Annotated in this window: 19 protein-coding genes and 4 riboswitches; of the genes, 11 read left to right on the plus strand and 8 right to left on the minus strand. The window is 25.9% G+C overall.

Going from position 1 to position 23590, the window contains the following annotated elements; translation table 11 throughout:
- Positions 1–31 precede the first annotated feature (31 nt).
- Positions 32–2152 (minus strand): DNA topoisomerase III, encoded by a 2121-nt coding sequence (locus tag ACTG47_RS12240; protein ID WP_479924762.1) that lies wholly within the window; start codon positions 2150–2152, stop codon positions 32–34.
- Between the two features lie 429 nt (positions 2153–2581).
- Positions 2582–2670, plus strand: a riboswitch (glycine riboswitch).
- Positions 2671–2859: 189 nt separating this feature from the next.
- On the opposite strand from ACTG47_RS12240, the gene ACTG47_RS12245 reads away from it, so the two are divergent.
- The 4 genes from ACTG47_RS12245 to ACTG47_RS12260 all read left to right on the plus strand — a co-directional run bounded on the left by ACTG47_RS12245 (position 2860) and on the right by ACTG47_RS12260 (position 7580).
- Positions 2860–4227 (plus strand): alanine/glycine:cation symporter family protein, encoded by a 1368-nt coding sequence (locus ACTG47_RS12245; RefSeq protein ID WP_169467774.1) that lies wholly within the window; start codon positions 2860–2862, stop codon positions 4225–4227.
- 690 nt (positions 4228–4917) lie between these two features.
- Entirely contained in the window at positions 4918–6303 is a 1386-nt protein-coding gene (locus ACTG47_RS12250; protein ID WP_479924763.1) for an aminotransferase-like domain-containing protein, read from the plus strand.
- Between the two features lie 256 nt (positions 6304–6559).
- On the plus strand, positions 6560–7261 hold the full coding sequence (locus tag ACTG47_RS12255; protein WP_479924764.1) for an AzlC family ABC transporter permease: 702 nt from the start codon (positions 6560–6562) through the stop codon (positions 7259–7261).
- Complete coding sequence (locus tag ACTG47_RS12260; RefSeq protein WP_479924765.1) at positions 7254–7580, plus strand: AzlD domain-containing protein; 327 nt, start codon at positions 7254–7256, stop codon at positions 7578–7580. Before ACTG47_RS12255 ends, ACTG47_RS12260 begins: the two co-directional genes overlap by 8 nt.
- A gap of 186 nt (positions 7581–7766) precedes the next feature.
- Here ACTG47_RS12260 and ACTG47_RS12265 read toward each other — a convergent pair whose 3' ends face one another.
- The 6 genes from ACTG47_RS12265 to ACTG47_RS12290 all read right to left on the minus strand — a co-directional run bounded on the left by ACTG47_RS12265 (position 7767) and on the right by ACTG47_RS12290 (position 15423).
- Positions 7767–9860 (minus strand): HAMP domain-containing sensor histidine kinase, encoded by a 2094-nt coding sequence (locus tag ACTG47_RS12265; protein ID WP_479924766.1) that lies wholly within the window; start codon positions 9858–9860, stop codon positions 7767–7769.
- A 195-nt stretch (positions 9861–10055) separates the two neighbouring features.
- On the minus strand, positions 10056–10748 hold the full coding sequence (locus ACTG47_RS12270; RefSeq protein ID WP_479924767.1) for a response regulator transcription factor: 693 nt from the start codon (positions 10746–10748) through the stop codon (positions 10056–10058).
- 794 nt (positions 10749–11542) lie between these two features.
- Positions 11543–11920 (minus strand): BlaI/MecI/CopY family transcriptional regulator, encoded by a 378-nt coding sequence (locus tag ACTG47_RS12275; RefSeq protein ID WP_479924768.1) that lies wholly within the window; start codon positions 11918–11920, stop codon positions 11543–11545.
- A 207-nt stretch (positions 11921–12127) separates the two neighbouring features.
- A riboswitch (cyclic di-GMP riboswitch) is annotated at positions 12128–12224 on the plus strand.
- A gap of 312 nt (positions 12225–12536) precedes the next feature.
- Positions 12537–12824: a hypothetical protein gene (locus ACTG47_RS12280; protein WP_479924769.1), complete on the minus strand. Its 288-nt coding sequence runs from the start codon at positions 12822–12824 to the stop codon at positions 12537–12539.
- 193 nt (positions 12825–13017) lie between these two features.
- Complete coding sequence (locus ACTG47_RS12285) at positions 13018–13698, minus strand: response regulator transcription factor (protein WP_479924770.1); 681 nt, start codon at positions 13696–13698, stop codon at positions 13018–13020.
- A 1024-nt stretch (positions 13699–14722) separates the two neighbouring features.
- Positions 14723–14822: riboswitch (cyclic di-GMP riboswitch) on the plus strand.
- A gap of 370 nt (positions 14823–15192) precedes the next feature.
- Complete coding sequence (locus tag ACTG47_RS12290; RefSeq protein WP_479924771.1) at positions 15193–15423, minus strand: hypothetical protein; 231 nt, start codon at positions 15421–15423, stop codon at positions 15193–15195.
- A 293-nt stretch (positions 15424–15716) separates the two neighbouring features.
- Between ACTG47_RS12290 and ACTG47_RS12295 the strand changes: the two genes are divergently transcribed.
- On the plus strand, positions 15717–16403 hold the full coding sequence (locus ACTG47_RS12295) for a CPBP family glutamic-type intramembrane protease (protein ID WP_479924772.1): 687 nt from the start codon (positions 15717–15719) through the stop codon (positions 16401–16403).
- 145 nt (positions 16404–16548) lie between these two features.
- A complete protein-coding gene (locus ACTG47_RS12300; RefSeq protein ID WP_021385087.1) occupies positions 16549–16749 on the plus strand; it encodes a cold-shock protein in 201 nt (66 codons plus the stop codon).
- A 450-nt stretch (positions 16750–17199) separates the two neighbouring features.
- A riboswitch (cyclic di-GMP riboswitch) is annotated at positions 17200–17295 on the plus strand.
- 604 nt (positions 17296–17899) lie between these two features.
- Here the strand turns inward: ACTG47_RS12300 and ACTG47_RS12305 are convergent.
- Positions 17900–18967 (minus strand): GGDEF domain-containing protein, encoded by a 1068-nt coding sequence (locus tag ACTG47_RS12305; protein WP_479924773.1) that lies wholly within the window; start codon positions 18965–18967, stop codon positions 17900–17902.
- 515 nt (positions 18968–19482) lie between these two features.
- On the opposite strand from ACTG47_RS12305, the gene modA reads away from it, so the two are divergent.
- From modA to ACTG47_RS12330, 5 genes are all read left to right on the plus strand, one after another.
- Positions 19483–20295, plus strand: coding sequence for a molybdate ABC transporter substrate-binding protein (gene modA / locus ACTG47_RS12310; RefSeq protein ID WP_479924774.1), 813 nt, complete (start codon positions 19483–19485; stop codon positions 20293–20295).
- 9 nt (positions 20296–20304) lie between these two features.
- Positions 20305–21096: an ABC transporter permease gene (locus ACTG47_RS12315; RefSeq protein WP_479924775.1), complete on the plus strand. Its 792-nt coding sequence runs from the start codon at positions 20305–20307 to the stop codon at positions 21094–21096.
- Position 21097: 1 nt separating this feature from the next.
- Positions 21098–21793: an ABC transporter ATP-binding protein gene (locus ACTG47_RS12320; protein WP_479924776.1), complete on the plus strand. Its 696-nt coding sequence runs from the start codon at positions 21098–21100 to the stop codon at positions 21791–21793.
- Positions 21780–22511 carry a Rossmann-like domain-containing protein gene (locus tag ACTG47_RS12325; protein ID WP_479924777.1) on the plus strand — a complete coding sequence of 244 codons (732 nt, stop codon included), beginning with the start codon at positions 21780–21782 and terminating at the stop codon, positions 22509–22511. Before ACTG47_RS12320 ends, ACTG47_RS12325 begins: the two co-directional genes overlap by 14 nt.
- A 236-nt stretch (positions 22512–22747) precedes the next feature.
- The gene (locus ACTG47_RS12330) at positions 22748–23548 is read left to right on the plus strand and encodes a PIG-L family deacetylase (protein WP_479924778.1); all 801 of its coding nucleotides are present in this window, start codon (positions 22748–22750) and stop codon (positions 23546–23548) included.
- The last annotated feature ends 42 nt before the right edge of the window (positions 23549–23590 follow it).

Consider the following 23590-nt stretch of genomic DNA (forward strand, 5'->3'; position numbering starts at 1 on the left):
CTTCTAATTGTGTATAATAATAACATAAAAATTATTTATTTTTCAATTTAGCTAGTGCTTCTGCAAATGGATTATTAAATGTTTCTTGATTTTTGTTTTGACTTTTTAAATATTGATTAACATCTTTTTTTGATGCCTTCTTTTTTTCTTCTTGTTTTCTTTTGTTGAAAGATGACAATTTTTCTCTATATCCACAGCTACAAGTAAAGATTCTTCCTTCACCTTCTCCACGAAGTTCTAATTTTTTATGGCAATTAGGACATCTCGAATTGGTTACTTGCGATATAGTTTTTCTAGTATTACACTCTCTATCTTCGCAAATCAACATTTTACCCTTCTTACCATTTACCTCTAGCATGAATTTTCCACACTCTGGACATCTATTTTTAGTTAAATTATCATGTTTGAATTTACTATCACTATTTTTTACTTCTGATACAATGTCTTTTGAATAATTTTTCATATCATTTATAAATGTATTTTTATTAAGTTTTCCTTTTGAAATATCCAATAATTTTTTTTCCCATGAAGCTGTAAGTTCTGGTGTCTTCAAATCTACTGGAACTAAATCCAATAATTGTCTCCCTTTTGATGTTATATAGATATCTTTATTTTTCTTTTCCATTAAAAATGAATTGAACAATTTTTCTATTATATCTGCTCTTGTAGCAACTGTCCCAAGACCACTTTTTTCCATAGCTGTTAATAATGTACCCTCATTTAAATATGGAGGTGGATTTGTTTTACCTGAAGTTACCTTTAGTGCCTTTACTTTAAGGATGTCCTTTTCTAAAACATTTGGTATACTTTCATACTCATCTTCATCGTCAATATCTTTATAGCTTTCTTTCCAACCTAAATTTATTACTTTATTCCCCTTCGCTTTAAATATTTCTCCTTCTACACTAGCATTTATAGTTGTCTGTTCATATTCAAAAGGAGGAGACAATACTGCTAAAAATCTTTTTACTACAAGATTGTATATTTTTCGCTCTTTATCACTAAAATCACTCATAAATACCTTCTGCTCTGTTGGTATTATTGCATGATGGTCTGTTACCTTCGAATTATCAACAAAAGATTTATTAGCTGTAATATTACTTTTTAACAATTTGTTACAAATCTTTGAATAATCACTAACATTTACAGCTTTTATCCTGTCTTTCAATGTTCCAACAATATCCGATGTTAAATATCTAGAATCAGTTCTAGGATAAGTAAGCACTTTATGATGCTCATATAGTTTTTGCATTATAGATAAGGTCTCTTTTGCTGAAAATCCAAACATTTTATTTGCATCTCTTTGCAATTCTGTTAAATCATATAATGCAGGAGAATATTTTTTCTTATATGATTTGCTTACTTCTGATATTTTTATATCTAAATTTTTTACCTTTTTTAATATGGATTCTATCTTTTCTTTACTGAATGTTGAAGAGTTATTATTCTTATCATTCCAAATAAATTTTATATCTGAACTTCCCTTTGTGGCAATTAGCTCCAATCCATAGTACTCTTTAGGTTTAAAATTCCTTATTTCTTCCTCTCTCTTAAGTAACATGGCAAGAGTAGGTGTTTGAACTCTTCCACAAGAAAGTTGTGCATTATACTTTGTTGTCAAGGCTCTAGTTGCATTTATTCCAATAATCCAATCAGCTTCTGCTCGTGCTATTGCTGAATAATATAAATTTTCATATTCTTTTCCACTTTTTAATTTTGCAAATCCCTCTTTTATTGCTTTATCTGTGCTTGAAGAAATCCAAAGACGTTTTAAAGGCTTTTTTACTTGTGATTTTTCTATTATCCATCTTGCTACAAGTTCTCCTTCACGACCTGCATCTGTTGCTATAACTATCTCTTCTATATCATTCCTATTCATTTGAGCTTTGACTGTATTAAACTGCTTTCCACTCTTTTTTATTACAACAGTCTTTAAATACTTAGGAAGAATTGGCAAGTCTTCTAAGTTCCATGATTTATATCTTTCTCCATAACTTTCAGGGTCTGCAAGCGTGACTAAGTGACCTAATGCCCAAGTAACTACATACTTTGACCCTTCTATATACCCATTTTTTTCATTTTTTGCTCCCAAAACTTTTGCTATATCTCTTCCAACAGAAGGCTTTTCTGCTAGTACTAATATTTTTCCCATTTAAAAATACTTCCTTTCTTTATGTCCAATTTCATATTACACTTAAAATCTAAATAAATAGAACTTCTCTTAATATCGTAACTATAATATTACCATAATTTAATCATCTCTAATTAATTATTTAAGATTTTCTTATTTTTTTATCTAAAACTTATTTTATACTTAATTTGTATACTTAATTATGGTATCTATTTTTACGTATATTGCTTATATTTTTAAGTTTATAATTCGTTATTAGGCTTACATTTTTATATTTTTCTACTGTTTTTTAATTTTTTAGTTGACAAAACATAAAAACTTATATTAATATTATTAATACAATAAGCTATGACAAATCAATATCCGGTTAAGATTTTATAGAAGAGTTGCTGTATAGCACACCGAAGGAGTAACACTCTCAGGTACTTTTTAAAAGTAGGACTGTAAAATTTACGGAACTCTGGAGAGACCCATTATGGGCGCCGAAGGGGCAAGGCTTTTATGCTCAATCTCTCAGGCAAAAGGACAGGGATTATCTACCAAATTCAGTATTGTTAATACTTTTATTTTGGTTGCTAATTAGTGTATATCCAGAGCTGAATCTTTTTTAGATTTAGCTTTTTTTATTACACTAGAAATTATTAATAAATTATACTTATTTCCTGTCAATTACTTCATTAAAAATTCTATTGATTATGTAAAGCAAAAAAAAATGAGGGAGTGTTTTTATGAATCTAATTGATATTTTAAACAAAGTTGATGCTTTTATTTGGGGACCACCCTTACTAGTACTACTTGTTGGTACTGGTATATTACTTACTGTTAAGCTTGGAGTTATACAAATAACTAAACTTCCAAGAGCTATTAAATTAATATTCTCTGCTGAAAACAAAGGTAGTGGTGATGTTTCAAGTTTTGCAGCTTTATGTACTGCACTAGCTGCCACAGTTGGTACTGGTAATATTGTAGGTGTTGCTACAGCTATTAAAGCGGGTGGACCTGGTGCTCTTTTTTGGATGTGGATAGCAGCGTTCTTTGGAATGGCTACTAAGTATTCAGAAGGTGTTCTTGCAATAAAATACAGAACTAAAGACAAAAATGGTCAAGTGTCTGGTGGACCTATGTATTACATAGTAAATGGTATGGGTGAAAAATGGAGACCTCTTGCAATATTTTTCGCTATAAGTGGTATATTAGTTGCACTTTTAGGAATAGGTACTTTTACCCAAGTAAATTCAATAACAGATGCAATAAATAGCAGTTTTGGTGTAGACCCTAGAATTACAGGTGTTGTATTAGCATTATTTGTAGCCTTAGTTGTATTTGGAGGTCTTAAAAGTATATCTAATGTAGCTACTAAAATAGTACCTTTTATGGCTGTTATATATATTGCAATCTGTGGAATTATTTTAATATCTTTCTGGAACAAGATACCAGAAACTTTTATGCTAATAATTAAAAGTGCTTTTACAACTACTGCTGCAACTGGTGGTTTCCTTGGAGCAACTATTTCACTAGCTATTAGAAATGGTATCGCTCGTGGTGTATTTTCAAATGAATCTGGTCTAGGTAGTGCTCCAATAGCTGCAGCTGCAGCTAAAACTGAATGGCCAGCAGAGCAAGGTCTTATATCTATGACAGGTACTTTTATAGATACTATTATAATCTGTACACTTACTGGATTCTCTCTTGTTATTTCAGGAGTATGGTGCTCAGACCTTAATGGAGCTGTTATGACACAAGCAGCTTTTAATGGAGCAATTCCTACATTTGGACCAATATTACTTACAGTTAGTCTGACATTATTTGCATTTACTACAATTTTAGGTTGGAGTTATTATGGCGAAAGATGTTTTGAATTCCTATTTGGTGTAAAAGGTATGAATGGATATAGAACTGTATTTGTTGCTATGGTACTGTTAGGTGCATTCTTAAAATTAGAAGTTGTTTGGATAATTGCTGATATTGTAAATGGACTTATGGCAATACCTAACCTAATAGCTTTACTTGCACTATCTCCTATAATAGTATCTGAAACTAAGAAATACTTTGAATATATAAATTCTCCAGAAAATCAGTTAAAAAACAATGCATAAATAAAAAACATAGAATTCCAAGTCAAATTTATATGACTTTGGAATTCTATATTTATTTAATGTTTTTATTTCTACTAGGATTTTATTAAAATTAGGCTCTCTCTTGCTCATTTTACTTAAAAAATCTCCTACCTCATTAAGACCTATTCTGCGTGAAATCATTGGTATGAAAACAGTATTACTCTTTTCCAATATATTAAAACCTTCTGCCATCAATTCTCTTGCGATTTCTGATATAGAAATATTTTCATTTTTTTGTAATATAGCTGAAATTGCTGACTTTGGATAAAAATATCTTCTTTGCCTTGAATTACTTATTTAATAATAATTCACATTTTGTATATTTAATAATTTGCTAAATGTATTTACTATTTGTAACTTTAAATAATTTAATCCTTTATTTGAATTATAATATAATAATATTTATAAATTTATAATTGAAAAACTGGTTTAATCAGATATAATAATACATATCTACTTGACAATAAAAATTATTATAAAGTATGCTTTTAAAACTTTCTGTTTTAAAATTTTATTTTTATATAATAGTATAAATACTTATTACATATTGATTTAGAAAATACAAAACACTTACTAGTTTTTTATAATACAATATTTTATAAATGATTTACATTTTACTAGCCTAATCTAAAACTTAATAATAAAACTAATAATGAGAGGTGAAAATTTATGCCAATTAATTCTTTTGAAAATTATCCTATGAACTGGAAACCAAATCGCCCTTCAAAAGGAAAAATACTATATAAAGCTCTTGCAGAACAGTTAGAACAAGACATCAATAATGGATTTTTGTTGCCAGGTACTAAATTACCACCCCAGCGTGAATTAGCAGATTTTTTAGATGTTAATGTCAGTACTATCTCTAGAGCTTTTAAAATTTGTGAAAAAAAAGGATTAGTAAGTGGAGTTACTGGAAGTGGAACCTTTGTATCTTATGATACTCGTTCAAATTTATTCTTAATGTCGAGTAATAATAAAATTACATTTATTGAAATGGGTACAATGAATCCAGACTTCACATTAGAAGAAATGAATACCTTGTTTAAACATATAATTAAAGAAATCGATTTTAAAACCATATTTCAGTATGGTCAAAGAGATGGTGCTAAATGGCAAAAAGAAGCTATTGTTAAATTAATTCATAGAGCTGGACTTGAAACTATAGCAGATAGCTTACTTCCTGCAAGTGGTGGACAAAATGCAATTGTAGCCATTTTAGCTGGTCTATTTCAACACGGAGATAAAATAGGTGTGGACCCTTTAACTTATCCTGGAATAAAGACAGCAGCTAAAATGCTTGGAATACAACTAGTTCCAATTAAACAAGAAAATATGGAAATTAGTGAAGAAGGTTTACTATATGCTTGTAAAAACGAGAATATTAAAGGTCTATACATAATACCAGATTATCAAAATCCAACTACACATATAATGTCACAAAATGGTCGAAAGATGATTGCAAATATTGCCTCTAAATACAATCTAATTGTTATTGAAGATGCTATTCATAGTTTACTTAATGAGGCACATTTAAATCCAGTTGCTTCTTATATACCAAATCAGACAATTTATATTACAAGTTTATCAAAAATTATTGCTCCTAGTCTACGTCTTGCTTATATCTCTACACCTAAACAGTATAGAGAGGCGTTATCAAGTGCTTTATATAATATTAATTTATCTCAATCTTATTTTTTAACAGAAATTGCTTATCGTATGATTACTTCAGGAGAAGCTGATAAATTAATCAATGCTCGTCGCAAATCTGCAAGGAGAAGAAACAAGATTATTAATCAATATTTATCTGAGTATAATCTTTTAGGAAGTGATGAATGTATCTTTAGATGGTTGATTCTACCTGATGGTATAATGGCAGAAAAATTTGAAATGCAAGCACTTAAAGAAGGTGTACAGGTTTATGCATCTGAGCGTTTTGCTGTTGGAAAGGAAAAACCTATTTCTGCAATAAGAATAGCTGTATGTGCCACAGAAAGTACAGAAGAACTTAAAGCAGGTCTTACTGTATTAAAAAGATTATTGGATAAGAAAAGATAATTGTATTGCACACAATTTTTTAATTGTGTGTATTTTTTTTTGTTGTTACAATAAAATTACACCAGATAATAATTAATTTATAGAGATTAATATAGATTATTATCAATATATAGACTTTGATAGTGTTTTAAAACTATCTCGATTTTATATTGTAATTTACATATTAATCCAAATTTATTTTTAAGTATGATTGCAATTATACCACTAATCTATTTTACTAATATTTAATACATTAAAACAAAAGGAGTGATTTATTATGGGAAAATCTCAAGAACTAAGAGAAAGTTTTGTTGCTTCAATCCCAATATTTCTAGGTTATATACCTATAGGTATAGTAGGAGGAATACTATTACAAAAATCTGGTCTTTCACCTTTTCAAATAGCACTAATGGTAACACTTGTGTTTGGAGGGAGCTCTCAATTTATCGCAGCTTCAATGATTTCTACTGGTGCAAGTATAACATCTATTGTTTTGACTACATTCATTGTTAATTTAAGACATTTTCTAATGAGCTCTAATTTAAATATGTGTGTGAAAAATAAAAGTCCAAAATTTATATTACCATTTTGTCATACTATAACAGATGAAACTTTTGCAGTTAATTATGAAAAATTTACTACTGGAAATTGGTCTGACAAAAACGCACTTTATCTAAATTTTTTCTGTTTAATTTCATCAGTTTTAGCTAACTTTATTGGCGCATTTTTAGGAGAAAGTATATCTATAGATAGTTCTATTTCTGGTTTTATATTGACATCTATGTTTATAGCATTAATAGTTTCTCAGATAAAAAATAAAATTTATATTGTGGTATTTATATCATCAATTATTATTTCAGTTATCTTATATACATTGTTTAAAAATAATTTAGTGATAATAGTTACTTCAATTTTAGCATCTTTAATTGGTTTCTTCATAGAGGAGTCTTACCATAAAAAGGAGGAGTCTTATGAATAATAATTATTACATATTTTGTATTATAATTGGAATGTATATTGTCACATATCTTCCAAGAGTTCTTCCTATGTTGATTTTCTCAAAAAAAGAAATGCCTGAACCCTTGAAAAAGATTATGAAATTTATACCTGTAGCAATACTTACTTCTTTAACTGCTAAAGATGTATTCTTTAATGATGATAATTTATATTTATCTATAACTAATCCTAAAATTATGTCTTTTCTAGTTGTACTTCTTGTAGCTTATAGGTTTAAATCTATTGGTATTTCTATTGTTACAGGTGTTATATCTATATATTTATTTGGAACTATCCTATAATCTTTAGATAATAATTCATAAGTTATTCTATAAACTATGTGTATAATTTTAATTTATTATTATCTCCATTTTAAATAAAAAACAGAGTAGTTTAAAACCACTCTGTTTTTACATTTCAACCGTTACTATCAAAATTTTAATTTATTATGATAAAACGTCTTATTCTTAATAAAAGTATGTGTATATTTAAATATTATATGAATCTACACTTGATACTTCTTCCTCATATTTTTGAAACTCTAAATTTGCTTTAAATAAATCTCCATCTATTTCTATATAGAATTTTCCGCCTTGTAAGTTTATTAAATCTCTTGCAATAGCAAGCCCTAATCCACTACCTTCAGTATTTCTTGATTCGTCTGCTCTTTTAAATCTTTCCATAATTTCACTTGGGTCAAAGTTTAATTCATAAGAAGATATATTTTTCATAGTTACTTTTAGATTTTTATCACAATCATATACATCAATATAGACTCTAGTTCCCTCTAAAGAATATTTAGCTATATTAGACAAAAGATTTTCAAATACTCTATACATTCTTCTTCCATCTGCCCATATATATACCTTATCATTTGGGACATTTAATTTTATATCTAAATTACTTTTAGATAACTTCTCTTCAAGTTCACCTATACTTTGTCTTAAGAGTTGCACTAAATCAATTTTACTAATCTGTAATTCTATATTGCCACTACTCACTTTACTAGCTTCAAATAAATCTTCTATTAATAATTTTAATCTTTTTGACTTTGATTCAAGTACATTTATATAGTCATTTATATATTCTGGTTGTATAGATTCTTCTTTTTTAATCAAATCTACATAATTTATTATAGAAGTAAGTGGAGTTTTCAAATCATGAGATACATTTGTTATAAGGTCAGACTTCATTCTTTCACTTTTGACTTGTTCTTCTATTGCTTTATCAAGACCTTCTCCAATATTATTTATATTTTCAGCTAAAGATGTAAAGTTATCATTTCCTGTAATTTTTATCTTATAATCTAATTCTCCCTGTTTTATCTTTTCGGTTCCTTCTATTACATAACTAAGATATGAAAGTCTTTTAGTTATATATATTGCAAATCCTAAAAAAATCCATATAGAAACCAGTAATCCAAAGCTCATACTTTGGATACTAATTACCATGATTAAAACTAAAGATACTACCACTATCATAATAATTTTTCTTGCTAAAGATACTTTTTTTATAGCGTTAATGACCTCCTTTACAGTCTTTATTAACCATAAAATCACTCTTACTATAATACTTGACTTAAATATACATATTTTATTTTCTAAGTAACTCAATTGAACATGTATAAAAAATATATTATTTGATACTATCAATAAGGATACAAAAGCTAGCATCATGACATAAATATCATAAGATACATTAAAAATATACATAATCAAAACTACTATTGAAATAGATACCAATATTACATTAAATTCCATAGGTATCTTACTGTATATCAATAAAAATATGTTATTTCTTTTTAACGCCTCACATTTTATTCTACTATATAAGATTATAGATAATAAGCATATAATTGCTAAACTTAAACTAGCTACAAAAAATAATCTTACTTTTTCCGTAGCTTGTTTAAAAATTTGAAAGTTAGTATATACTATTCCGTCATCCATAGTTGGTTCTTTTGGAAAAGATACATATACCTCAAAAAGGTCCTCTGCTCCATTTAGTTCCATACTAACATTATTTAGTTCAACTTTTTCTCCATTTATTTTTTTAGTATATGAATTTTTCTCTCCATTATTTACTATTTCTACATCACAATAACCTTTAACATTTTGCTTAAATTCATCTAAATAACTATATTCTGTATTTGTATAAGATTCTCTTGTCTTTATATTTACAATGTATATTTTTATATTTTTTAGAGAATTTAAATATTGAATAGAAGATTCTATCTTGTTCATGATTTTATTGTAATCAGAAAGACTACTACTTGAATCTATACTCTTACTTTCTGATTGAAGGTATTTCTGAAGGTATTTATAATTTGTTTTTTCTTCACTACTTAACCCCATACCCATAGATAGCTTAAAATTGTATAATAAATTCGACATTGTCTCATCATCAAACATATTACTGTCATAAAAATCATCAGATATATTAAAAATCTCATTCTTTGTAGAAGTCTTTTGTATATTGTATTTAGGTTCAGCAAGTCCTATTGTTGCTAACAATATAGTTAATGGAAATGAGATAGATATTATGATTAATGAGATTAACTTTAATGCTCTATATTTTTCCAATTTGTCCACCTCATCTACATTGTCAGTATTTTATATAGTATAAAATTTAAAATGAGCATAATTCCCATAGAATAAACTAAACTATTGGAGAAAAAATTAAAACATATAAGAATTCCTAACATTTGTGTAAATGTAAAAATGACTAAAATCAAAATGCAATTAAATATTAAACTTTTTTCTTTTATAAGTTTTCCACTAAAATTTTTCAATCTTATAACCAACTCCCCACACCACCTTTAAAAATCTTGGTTCTTTTGGATTTATTTCAATCTTTTCTCTTATTCGCCTAATATGTACTGCGACTGTATTTTCTGAATTAAAACTTTCTTCATTCCATACTTTTTCATATATCTCATCTATTGAGAAAACTCGTCCTTTATTTTCTAAAAGAAGTTTAATGATTTTGTACTCAATTGGAGTCATTTTTATATTTTCACCATCAATTTTCACTTCTTTTGTTAGTGTATTTAGCTCCAAAGTACCACTTTTTAAAACTTCTTGACTCGAATCTTCATAATTACCTAAAGTTACATATCGTCTTAAATTTGATTTAACTCTAGCTATAAGTTCTAATAAGTTAAATGGCTTTGTTATATAATCATCAGCTCCAATATTTAATCCCATTATTTTGTCTGTATCTTCACTTTTTGCTGAAATTAAAATTATTGGTATGTTTCTTTCTTCTCGTATTTTTACAGTTGTTTTGATTCCATCCAATTTAGGCATCATTATATCCATTAATATTAGATGAATGTCATTCTCTGTTATTATTTCCAAAGCTTTCATTCCATCATATGCTTTATATATTTTAAATCCTTCTGATTTAAGATATATTTCTATTGAATCAACGATTTCTTTATCATCATCTACTACTAATATGTTGTACATGTTTTCACTTCCTCTATTGTATAATAATACTTATCTCTATTATACAATATCTTTCACTCCCTTTCTCAACAATGACTAAATTGTTATATTAAACTGGCTTACATTTTTGTAACTTTACCTTATAAATATATAATAGAATATAAATCTTAAGAAAATATTATCCTAAATCTTAAATATTTCTTAAGATTTAAGATAAATTAAGGTTTATTTGAATTAATTGATTTGAATTATGTTGTTTTCAGATTACTTTCATTTAAGTATTTTGATTGGATTCAGCTGAATTAATGTATATTAATTCTTATTGAGCAATTTTTATTTTCTAGGTGGAAGAATCATATTTTAGTAATTTTCTTCCACCATGCTTTCTCTCAAATAGACTTAGAAGCATTTATTTCACTGCAATAATAGCTACTTATTTAAATTCTATTTTTATATATCCTATCTATTATGTACTATACATATACTATTAAAATTTATATAAATAAAGAACAAATTTATTTCATTTTTTTTACATGTTCAGAATAATAAACAAAATGAAGGTAAAAAAAGTTGTAGTTTCACACCTTCCTTTTATTTATTGTATATTTAGCTGCCATTTTTTCTCTTTAATATATTATAATGTGTAAGTTTTCCTATTTTCTTTGTGTTTAAAAATTTTCTTTGGTTTAATCTTTTTAAAACTCGAAATGTAGTTAATTCATTCTATCCATAGTTTCCTTCCATTACATTAACTAAATCTCTAGGAGTTAGTACTTTATCAGATTCCCAAATATATCCATCCGATTTTTACCATATCATTCTTTTAAATTCTTGTAGGACTCTTCTATTGAGTCTAACCTTTCTTTAGTTATAGATTTATGTACTGTAGTAAGAGAATTCATTATTTTTCTACTTTTACTAGATTTTAGTACTCTTTTCTTAAAAGCGTAATAATCTTCCTTATCTATTATTATTTTATAATGAGATTGAAACTTTATAATATATCTATCCAAATAATCTTTGTAAACTAATCCTTTTAGTAGTATTTTTATTGTACTTTTATGCCATCCATATATCTGCTTTATATCTTTTACAATTTCTTTTTTAGACATTATAGAATCTTTTTTCCATAAATACTCCATTATTATTAGTTCTGCTCTTAATAATTTTTCTATTGACATTTCTTCTTCCATCTTGTGTCGCTCCCTCATTCAGTCTAACTTAAACTAATAATAGGAGCTTTTTAACACAAAAACTACAGGTAAATTTTACCATCTATTCTATGTCTTTAGTTTATTTTTTAATAATAAAATAATATTCATATTTATAAATTTATCGAATTTTCAAATAAGTATCTTGAATAATAGCTGATTCTATTGTATTATTAGGACTATAGAATAAAGCTAAATTGGCAAAACTATAGAAATTTAGTGATACAAAGCCATAGGGACTAAGGCTTGTAAATTATTTTATAAGTTATATTAACCATTTGTCAAAAGGATGTTTTTCTTTTTGTTTTTATGAAAACTTTTTAGGCTTATAATAATATATATTTTAAAAAATAAAATGTATGGATACACACATATGTTGACTGCTTATACGGTTAGTTCATATGATTATTGTAATTTTATCAATATACAATTGCTATGATTTAGATTGTTAAAAAATCTCTTTAAATCAATTTTAAGATACATTGAGTAATGTTCTTGATAGTATTCCAAAGTATAAACTATTCTTGCAGAAAACATATAATTGAACAATCATAATAAAAGAAGGTAGCAACTAATTCCAGTTTCTACCTTCTCTTCATCAATTTCTAAATTTCGATATACTAAAATTTTCAACTTGAGACTTGAATAACTGTTCAATCTCATCAACTATACTCTGTATCTTATTTTCATATTCTAAATCATAATATATATTTATCTCACCTATACTATTTATACTTATAGAATATTCTTTTCTTTCTATTATGCATATACTTCCACAATCTGATAAATCATTCTTATATATTGATTTTAATTGTTTTTTTATCTTAAGAAAGTCTATCGCTGGATAAATATTATTTGGATAAAAACGCTTATCATGTATTAACATCTTATCCACCCCTTATCATTCTATTTATTAAATTTTATACCTTAATCATAATCATATTAAACATATTTTCCATATTATTCATAATTATTTTATATAAAGCACCAAATCTTTCTGTTATAAAATCTATGTTTGGGTAGAACCTCTTATTATATACTAAAATCTTATACACTCTTATCATCCTGTTTATTAAATTTTATATCTTATTAAAATAATATCCAACTTCTCTTATTGTTATAATCTTCTGAGGATTTTTATAATCTTTCTCTATTTTCTTTCTTAACCCATTTACCGCAACTACAACACTATAATTGTCCTCTAAATATTCATTCCTCCATACATGTTCATATATCTCTTTAATAGTTAGAGTCTTTTCAGCATTATCTATAAAGTAATTTAATAACCTATTTTCTGTTGGAGTTAATTTTATCATTTTATTTCCTAGTTTTATCACTCCACTAGTTCTATTATATTCTTCTAATTTTATGTTATTTTCCTTATTATTTGTATATAAATTCAATCTTCTTAAAATAGCTTTAATTTTCGCATATAATATTTCTAAATTTAAAGGCTTTATTAAATAGTCATCTCCACCAGAATTTAAAGCATTTAAAATACTTTGCTCTTCATTTATGTGTGTTATATGAATAATTGGGCAGGTAGTTATATTTCTAATTTTTTTACAAAAATCCCATCCATCACCATCAATTAAAACTATTTCTAAAAATATTAAATCAAATTTATTACTAAATATTTTTCCAATAGCATCTTTACAAGTGTATGCTAAATAGACATTCATACCTTTTTCTTCTAAAAACTGTTTCAATTTCTGGCAATCATTCTTATCTCCATCAATTATCAATACATTAGTTTGCATTATAATCACTCCTAAATATCATTATTTTTTATATAAATAACTAGGTAAATATCTTTAGTATATTTTCCAATAGTATTTCTTACTGTTAAAAAAGTTTAATAACTATAAATCTGTTTTATTTATTTCTTTTATACATTTTTTATTCAATCTGTAAATTTTAAAATTCACACAATATGATTGTGTGTCTAATAAGTTATTTTCTATATCTTTGATAAAATTATTTAAAAGTGCATAGTCTAAAATCAATATTTTTAGACTTTTATGTAATTTATTTTGTATTTCATTTGATTTTTAATTTATTGTAAAAAAGATAAATATATAAAGTTATATAATCTAAAACTATATTTTTACTATCATAATTACATCTTTAATAGTTTTATATTTAGATCACTCCACTAAAAAGCATTTTCATTAAAGTCTAAAGTTTTAATTATTACAGTATATATCAATTTACTTTTTATAATATTATTATAAATCAAGATTTAAAGCTTAAATATTTTTAAATAATACTTGAATATTAGCTTTAATATTAAAAATCATTATTAAATAATAATAAAAATCTCCTATTTTAGGGAAAGGGAGCTTAAGATAGGTTTTGTATTATAAATCTATTGTTTTTTAAAACTACTCTATCAACCTGTCTAAGTATTGATTTATATGATTTATATAGTTATAATATAAGATATGTTGTATAATTTTGGTAAATATATTATTATAAATTTTTTATATTCTATGTCTTGATATTTATAAAAGCGTTATTTTTTTATTATAAAAGTATTATATTCCAAAAAAAGTTTCCCTTTCCCTAAAAATGGCTACTTAAAGAAATTACTATTCCTTGTCTAACTACTTTTACAAACTTTTTATCCTTATTCTTTATTCTTCACACATTCTAGCCTTATACTTTACATATTCAATCTATTTTTTTAATATAAGATAACATTCATATATATAAATTAATTCAATTTTCAAACAAGTATATTCAATAATAACTAACTCTGTTGTATTATTTAATTGTAGAATAAGACTAAATCAGCAAAAGTAGAGAAATTTAGTGATGCAAAACTATAGGGTCTAGGGCTTATAAAATCCTTGTAAATTATATCAGTCAGCCAATTGCCAAAAATATATTTTCTTTTTGTTTTTTATGAAAGTTTTTTATGTGGATGTAAAATATTTATGTAAAAAATATATATGTGTACACATATATTAACTACTTATATTGACAGTTCATATGATTACTGTAATTTTATAGATACATATCTAGATGTTTTTATATTATAGTATGGAGAAAATGTAGTAGAATTCTATTTACATCAAGTTATAGTATTGGTAAGCAGGTACAATTAGATAGATTTTATTTTCTAGAAAACCCTTTTCAGTTTTTTCTACATTTAATAAACTACTAATTAAATTACATTAGTGTCTATTATAACAATATTCTCTTATTATTTAATTAGAAAAAGATATATTATTCTATAAACTTTAAATTCATTAAAAAAGAAGGTAGTAACTAATTCTAGTAGTCACCTTCTTTTTTATCTGTTTTACTAAATTTTTCACTTCACTAAAGGCTTTTTCATTTGCATTTTCACAAATTTTGGTTGCATTTATAACTTTCCTTTTATTTATTAAACATTTTTGGATATTACTTATTCCATCTCTAACTAATATCACCAGTTGCTCGTTCTTACCTACAAGCACTCCTACTAGCAAAGCTTCCACTAAAGCATTTTATCAACATCTATAAAAATCTGAAAGAATTTATCATCAGATAAATAGTAATAAAATAAAAAACAATAAAATAATTTCAAAAATTTATATTCGATATTTATCAAATATATTTGATTATAATCAAATTGAATGATATAATCCTCTTACACACAATTATAGGAGGTCTTCTCATGAAAAAAATAAAAAAATCAATTTTGTTATTTCTTATTACTTGTTTTGCATTAAGTTCAATTTTCTACTATCTAATTATTAGTCGTGGAATTTTACAGTTTTCTTACGTTTTGATGTGGTGTCCTGGTGTTGCTGCCATTATTGTAAGTATGATATACCACCGTGGCGAGAATGCACTTAACTTTAGAATATGTAGCTTAAAATATGTATTGGGTGCCATATTTATCCCATTAGTGTATTGGGGAATATCATATAGTATCTACTTATTGATATTCGGCAAGGAAGTAATCATAGATAATATGGCTCTAAATCTCATAAAAGCTCCAAAGATGTTATTGATATATTTGGCAATATATTTTGTCACTGCAATGGGTGAAGAAATAGGCTGGCGTGGTTACTTAGCACCAAAACTTAATGAACTTTTTGGGTTTAACAAAGGTGCTTTTCTTTGCGGTACAATTTGGTTTTTGTGGCATTCCCCAGTATTTCTAGCACCATATATGTCTAACATACCACTTTGGTATCAGCTTCCAGTTTTAGCACTGTTATGCATCTTGATATCTTATCCAATGTTCTATTTAAGTATAAAATCAAAAAGTGCATGGCCTGGTATTTGGTTCCATTTCGTACATAACTTTGTAGTACAATTACTTTTAGATAAATCCATAGGTGGTGAAATGCGCCCATATCTTGTTGGTGAAGCTGGTATTATTACAGCTATAGTTGTAATAGTTATTGCACTTATCTGTACGTTTAGATACCATAATACAAATGGTGAAATAGTTACATCTAAAAAATAAATGTTGGAAACCTTTAACATAAAAAATATTAACTGTAAATTTATAATTAAGTAGACATCTTTATTAATTTATGATATAATAGTATTTGTGTTGATACACAATTAAATCAAGTATATCTTGATATAGGTTAATAGGAGTATTTTTAATGAATAATGGAATAGTGAAATGGTTTAACAACGAAAAAGGATTTGGATTTATATCAGTAGAAAACGGAGATGATGTATTTGCTCATTTCTCAGCTATACAAACTTCAGGATTTAAATCATTAGAAGAAGGTCAAAAAGTAAGCTTTGATATAGTTAAAGGCGCTAGAGGTCCTCAAGCAGAAAATATAACTATATTATAATATATAGATTTTTCGGGAAAGACTCTTTTAAGGGTCTTTTTTTTATTTAATTATAATCCCTATATTTAAAACATATGCAAATCAATACTACTACTATAATATAATTACTATCCAACTGTTTATACCTTTTCTATATAAAATCTAAAACTTTATGCACAACTACTAATAAAAATAATTGTTCTGATATGAAACTTATTAAATTAGTACTTTCTTTTCATTTTACCTCATAAAATTTTCCTTTGAATATCTTCTATATAATAACAATTCAATATAGTTATAAATACTTATTCTATCAATTTAGGTATTTTTTAATATTTATACTAAATTGAGATTAATTATTTGCTAATCTTTCTTAATAAAATAATATTTTTCATTTTTATAAATTTTTCAATTTTCAAATAAATCTATTGAATAATACTTCATTCTGTTGTATTATATAGTTGTAGAGTAAAACTAAATCGGCAAAACTAGAGAAATTTAGTGACGCAAAGCTATAGGGACTAAGGCTTATAAAGTTTTTATAAGTTATGTTAGCCAGCTGCCAAAAAGGTATTTTCTTTTTGTTTTTATGAAAATTTTTTAGGGGGATATGATAGTATAGTTACAAATAATATAGATAGATACACTCATATATTATCTACCTATATTGGTAGTGCATATGATTATTACAATTTTATAGATACACAGTTAGATGATTTTATACTATAGAGCGGATAAAAATAGTAGAAATTTATTTACACCAAGTTATGCTATTAGTAAACATAATTAGATAGATTTTATTTTCTAGAAAACCCTTTTTAGTTTTATCTACTTTTAAGAAAATTTTACTGAAAATTAATTGATATATATTCTTATCATTTGGAATTTTATTTTTTAATAAAATATAACAAATACAAAATAATTTAGAGTACTCATTTATTTATTAAAATCGCCTTAATTTGACTTAAGGCGGTTTCTTAAGTTATGTGAAAATAAATTCTTCTTATTTAATGAGATACTTTTCAAATACAATCCACTTACCTCTTGACAATGTAACTTTTGGAATTTATTATGACTCATTAAGGAGGTATTTTTATGATAATATCAAAGATAAATAAAAATACCTTTTACTTAATTATTCTTAGGATTTTAAAAAATCTCTTAATTAGTATTATTCTTTTACCTGATTTTTAATTTGATTTTTATTCAAATACATTTTTTTATCAACCATATGTAATATTTCTTCAAGATTATCTTCTTTATGATATTCACTTACTCCACAGGCAAAACTAAGGTCATATTTTTCTAACTCTATCCTAGATTTATTAAGAGTATTTAAGAGTACTTCTTCAGTTACTTTAGTTGATATCAACACGAATTCATCTCCACCTGTACGATAAAGAGATGCTATGTCTTTAACATTCTTATTAATAATATCAACAAATAGAATTAATACTTTATCTCCTTCATCATGCCCATAATTATCATTGATATATTTAAAATTATTAATATCTAAAAGAGCAATAACACAATTTAAGGAATTATTAATTCTATCTAACATGTAACTATACATTTGGCGATTATATGCTCCTGTCAAAGAATCTTTTGAGAAAAAATTAATATTTTGTAGTACATAATAAATAATAAGTCCCAATGCTGAGAATCCATAACTTAGAAAATGATAGTAATAAAAGATTTCTAAAAGTAATCCTACAATTATTGTAATAGCAATAGATGTAACAATAATACGTTCCATTCTCTTTTCCTGCACATGAGAAGTAACTGGATTGATTATAAATATTAAAATATATAATAATACTGTAAAAGAAGGCATGAAAAATAGACACCCTCTTTCATAATAATTATTTACATCTATAAAAAATATAATTTTAATAAAAATACTAAAAAAACAAATAATAAAATTTATAAAAAATGGCAAATAAAATATAATTGCATCCTTTTTTTGCTTAAATATCTTTATAAGTAAAATAGGGATCAATGGACTTATTGCAAAATTTAAAAAAGATGTAATTCTACGAACCATCCATAGTGGTGAATTTATCTGTTTTGATATTATGTAATCAGCAGATGTAGCTATAATAAGTATTAAGTTAATCACTATTGATATTATAAACAATCTACTCTGCTCCTTATTAAATAAATGATTCATTTTAATAAGAAATATCAAAAAAATCAATCCTATAAATGGTATCAAATAGGCATAAATAATGGTATTCAAATTTTGGCCTCCTCCTATAATACATTATCAATTAAAATATACTTCTATACTTACATTTTCCTGTAACTGCCACTCTATAACACCTATTTCATATCATATATTATACACTAGAAAAGTGACTTATTATATTATAATATGTAAATATTCCCCATAATTTTTTATAAGAAATAAATATAAACTTTATATCAATTAATATATATTACTAAAACTCTAATCCCATCAATATAATATTTTTATTATGTAAAAATAAATTCATTATTTAAGTTTATTAGATATACTATAATTATTCTACATAATAGCTCTTACTTAGTATTTTACTAATTACTTAAATTCATATGACCTAAGTTAACACTAGAAATTAAAAACAATAATTAATAAAGTAAACCTTTTTAATCTAACAAAACATAACTAAATATTATAAAACATAACAAAACACAACAAAAACTTAGACATCGTTTTCTTAGTATGATATACTGAAAAAGAATTTACATTAATTTACTAAGGGGGAATATATTATGTTAAAAAAATTTTCAGTATTAGCTTTAGCTATGATTATTTCGTTAAGTATTACTGCATGTAATTCTAAGGAAAAGAAAGTTAATAACGAAGCTAATACTAAAGTGACAACAACTAACGACTCAAAAGAAAAAGAAACTCTTTTTGTATATTCAGGAGCAGGTTTAAAAAAACCAATGGATGAAATAGCACAGAAATTTGAGAAAGAAAATAATGTCAAAATTGAATATAGTTATGCAGGTTCTGCGCAACTAATAGCTCAAATTGAGACAAGTCATAAAGGTGATGCATTTATTGTTGGTTCTGAGCCAATTTATTCAAAAGCATTTGAAAAAGAACTTGTAAGTGAACATAAAACAGTGGCACATCATACACCTGCAATAGTTGTACCTAAAGGAAATCCAGCTAATATTCAAAAGCTAGAAGACTTAAATAAAGATGGAATTAAACTTATTTTTGGAGATAAAGAATCTAATGCTATTGGTAAAACCACTCAAAAAATACTTGAAAAAAATAATTTACAATCTATAAATGATAATGTAATTTCTACAGCTGCAACTGTAAATGAAATGATTGTACAGTTAACATCAAGTAAAGCAGATGCTACAATAGCCACAAAAGACTCTGTTTTTGGTAATAATGATGTTGAAGTTATAGAAATTGCTCCAGATAAAAACATAGACCAAATTATATCAGCAGGAACTGTAAACTATAGTGACAAAAAAGATTTAGCCAATAAATTTATAAGTTATGTAGCATCTGATGAAGCTAAGCAAATATTTAAAAAATATGGTTTTGAGCCAGTTAAGTAGTGATTGAATTTGAGAAATAAAATCTTTACTATACTACTTACTGGATTCTTTGCTATAGTCTTTTTATTTATTGTATCTCCACTTTTTATGTTAATCATTAAGGGTCTAAGTTATGTTCCTATATGCTTAAATTCAGTGGAAGTACAGTTTGCAATAGCTCTTAGCATCAAGACATCTTTAATCTCTACCATATTATGCATTTTATTAGCTGTCCCTACAGCTTACTTTTTACATATTACTGAATTACCATTTAAAAAACTAATTATACAGATAATAAATCTTCCTATGTCTCTTCCTCATCTAGTGTCAGGAATTGCTCTTTTACTTTTATTTGGTAGAATGGGTATTGGAGATTCCATTTATAAAATTCTTAAACTTGATTTTGTATTCACAAGGCAAGGAATAGTTTTGGCTCAGGTATTTGTAAATCTACCACTTACTATTAAAATACTCCACACATCATTAAATGAAGGTAATGAAAAAATGGTATTTGTTGCACGTACTCTTGGATGTAACCGTTGGGAAGCATTTAAGTTTATAATTCTTCCAAATCTAAAAATTGGAATAATATCTGCAACTGTAATGACTTGGTCAAGAGCACTTGGTGAATTCGGTGCAGTAGCTATGATAGCAGGCTCTACACGTATGAAAACTGAAATTATACCTACTTCGATATATTTAAACATGTCTACTGGTGATATAGATATTGCGGTAGGAATAGCTGTAATTTTGATATTTATATCACTTGCATGTTTGATGTTTTTTGAAATATTTTTTAACAGAGAGGTTGATAAAAACTAATATGCTAGAAATTAAAAATTTATCGCTTGATTTGCCTAATTTTAAGTTACAAAAAAATAGTTTGAAAATTAATAACCATGAGTACTTTGTTTTACTAGGTTCTAGTGGTTCAGGTAAAACTCTATTCCTAGAAACATTAGCAGGAAGATACACATCTGCTAAAGGAGATATAACATACAAAGAAAATTTAATATCAGATTTACCTCCAGAAAGCAGAAATATAGGATTTGTATATCAAAATTTCGAGCTATTTCCAAATATGAATGTTGAAGATAATATAATGTTTCCACTTAAATTGAGAAAAATACCTAAGGATGAACAAATATCTAGGATTAATCACTTATCCAAATTAATGCAGATAGAAAATATAAAAAGAAGGTATCCTAAAAATTTAAGTGGAGGAGAAAAGCAGAGAGTTGCATTTGCTCGCGCATTAATAGCTGAACCTAACATATTACTGCTAGATGAACCTATGAGTTCATTAGATTATATTACAAAAAAACACATAAGCAAAATACTAAAGGATGTTTACCTAAAGTACAAACCAATAGTAATTCATGTTACTCATGATATTTCTGAAGCAATGTTTTTTGCACATAAGATAGGAATAATGAACGATGGAAAAATAAATCACATTTTTGAATTAAATGAACAAGTAAGACAGAAAGGAGAATCTTTTTTCTATGAATATATTTGATACCTTAAAAGATTACTTATTGGAACAAGTTGATAAATATAATTTAGATATGGATATGATAAGTATTGTATCTAAATCTCTATCTGCTAAAGAAGCAATTGGAAATACTAGACGTAAAGATTTTCCAATTATAATAGGTAAGGAAATAATGCTTGAAGCCGATTTTAAAGGAGCTAAGGGACAAGCATTTACTTCTACTCCAGCTATATTTGAAGGTTCTTTGAAAGAAATACTCTCATTAGATTTACATGATAGTTCTCACGATAGAAGCCTTTTTATAGCATCATTAAATGCAGTTATGAGGTATTTAGGTATGACAGATAGAACCATTCATTGTAAAAACAATGAGCCAGAAATATGTGCACAGAACTTTCCTAAATTTATAAAAAGTAAATTTGACAATCCCAAAGTGGCAATTATAGGATATCAACCAGCTATAATTGATAATATTAAAGATTTTTTTGAAACTAGAGTATTAGATTTAAACCCTGAATTTATAGACACTATTAAATACAACGTCAAAATTGAAGATGGTATAAGAGATTATGAAGATGTAATATCTTGGGCTGAGATAATTATTTGTACAGGAAGTACATTATGTAATAGCTCAATTATAAATTTTATGTCATTGAAGAAACCAGTTTACTATTACGGAACTACGATAGCTGGTGCATCAAGTATTTTAGGTCTAAAAAGACTCTGTTTTTGTAGTAAATAATCAAATATAAATATAAGAAGTGCACAAGCATCAATGTGCACTTCTTATATTTATACATAAATTTCCTATCAATTTCCTATTATTTTTACTAGTTTTACATATAAATATTTTTTTGATTTTAAACTAACAAAAAATTTTATTCCATTAATCCACTCTATATTTTTTAAGATTTAAGAAATAATTTTTAGGATTTTGTTTGATAATATAATTAAGACAGCTTTTCAGGAGATGATTAAATGACACTCAAGAATAAGAAATTTACTATAAATAAGTATGGCATTTTATCTATCATTTTAGTTTTATGTTTGGTTTTAACAGGTTTTAATAGTTATGTAAATTATAGTAATAGAAAATTTAAAGATTATGTTGTTTTCTATGTTCAACATCAAGATGATGAAGTGTTGTGGGCTGGCAGTGCTATTGTAAATGCTATAAAAGAAAGAGGGAAAAATCATGTATTTGTAGTTTTAGTATCTACTGGATGTGGTATATCTGTTTTTAATAAATATAAGAAATATGAAAACCTTACAGACACACAAAAATCAGAATACAGAAACAGAGAGTTTTTAGCTTCACTTAATAATCTTGGGGTAAGAAGAGAAAATATAATATTATTACCAGAAAAAAATGCAAATGGCAATACTGACTTCAATTATATGGAGAAAATTGCTCTTGCTTTTGAAGAAAATTTTAAAAGTGTAACTCATATAGCACATACTTATAAGTTAGATGACCATTTGCAACATTTAAAAAATGGTTCTGTTATTCAAAATTTGTATAACGCTGGTCAGATAAAAGATGTTAAATATTTTGTAAAACCTAAGTTTGCTGATAAAATAACTTTCAATAATAAGATAATTTATAAAGCTCATTCCTCTGAAGATTATGAAAAAGTAAAAAAGGCTTGTGAACAATATAAGCTTGTTGATGAGTTAGAATGTAGAGAAGGTATTGGCTATAAATCCGACCATAAATCGTTTAATAAATTACTTAGTGATAAAAGCGTTCCTGCTATACTTCATACCCCTAATTTATAATATTTAGTTTAACTTAAATCTAAAATAGAAACTTTGATTATC

This window comes from Clostridioides sp. LIBA-6622 (assembly GCF_056716095.1).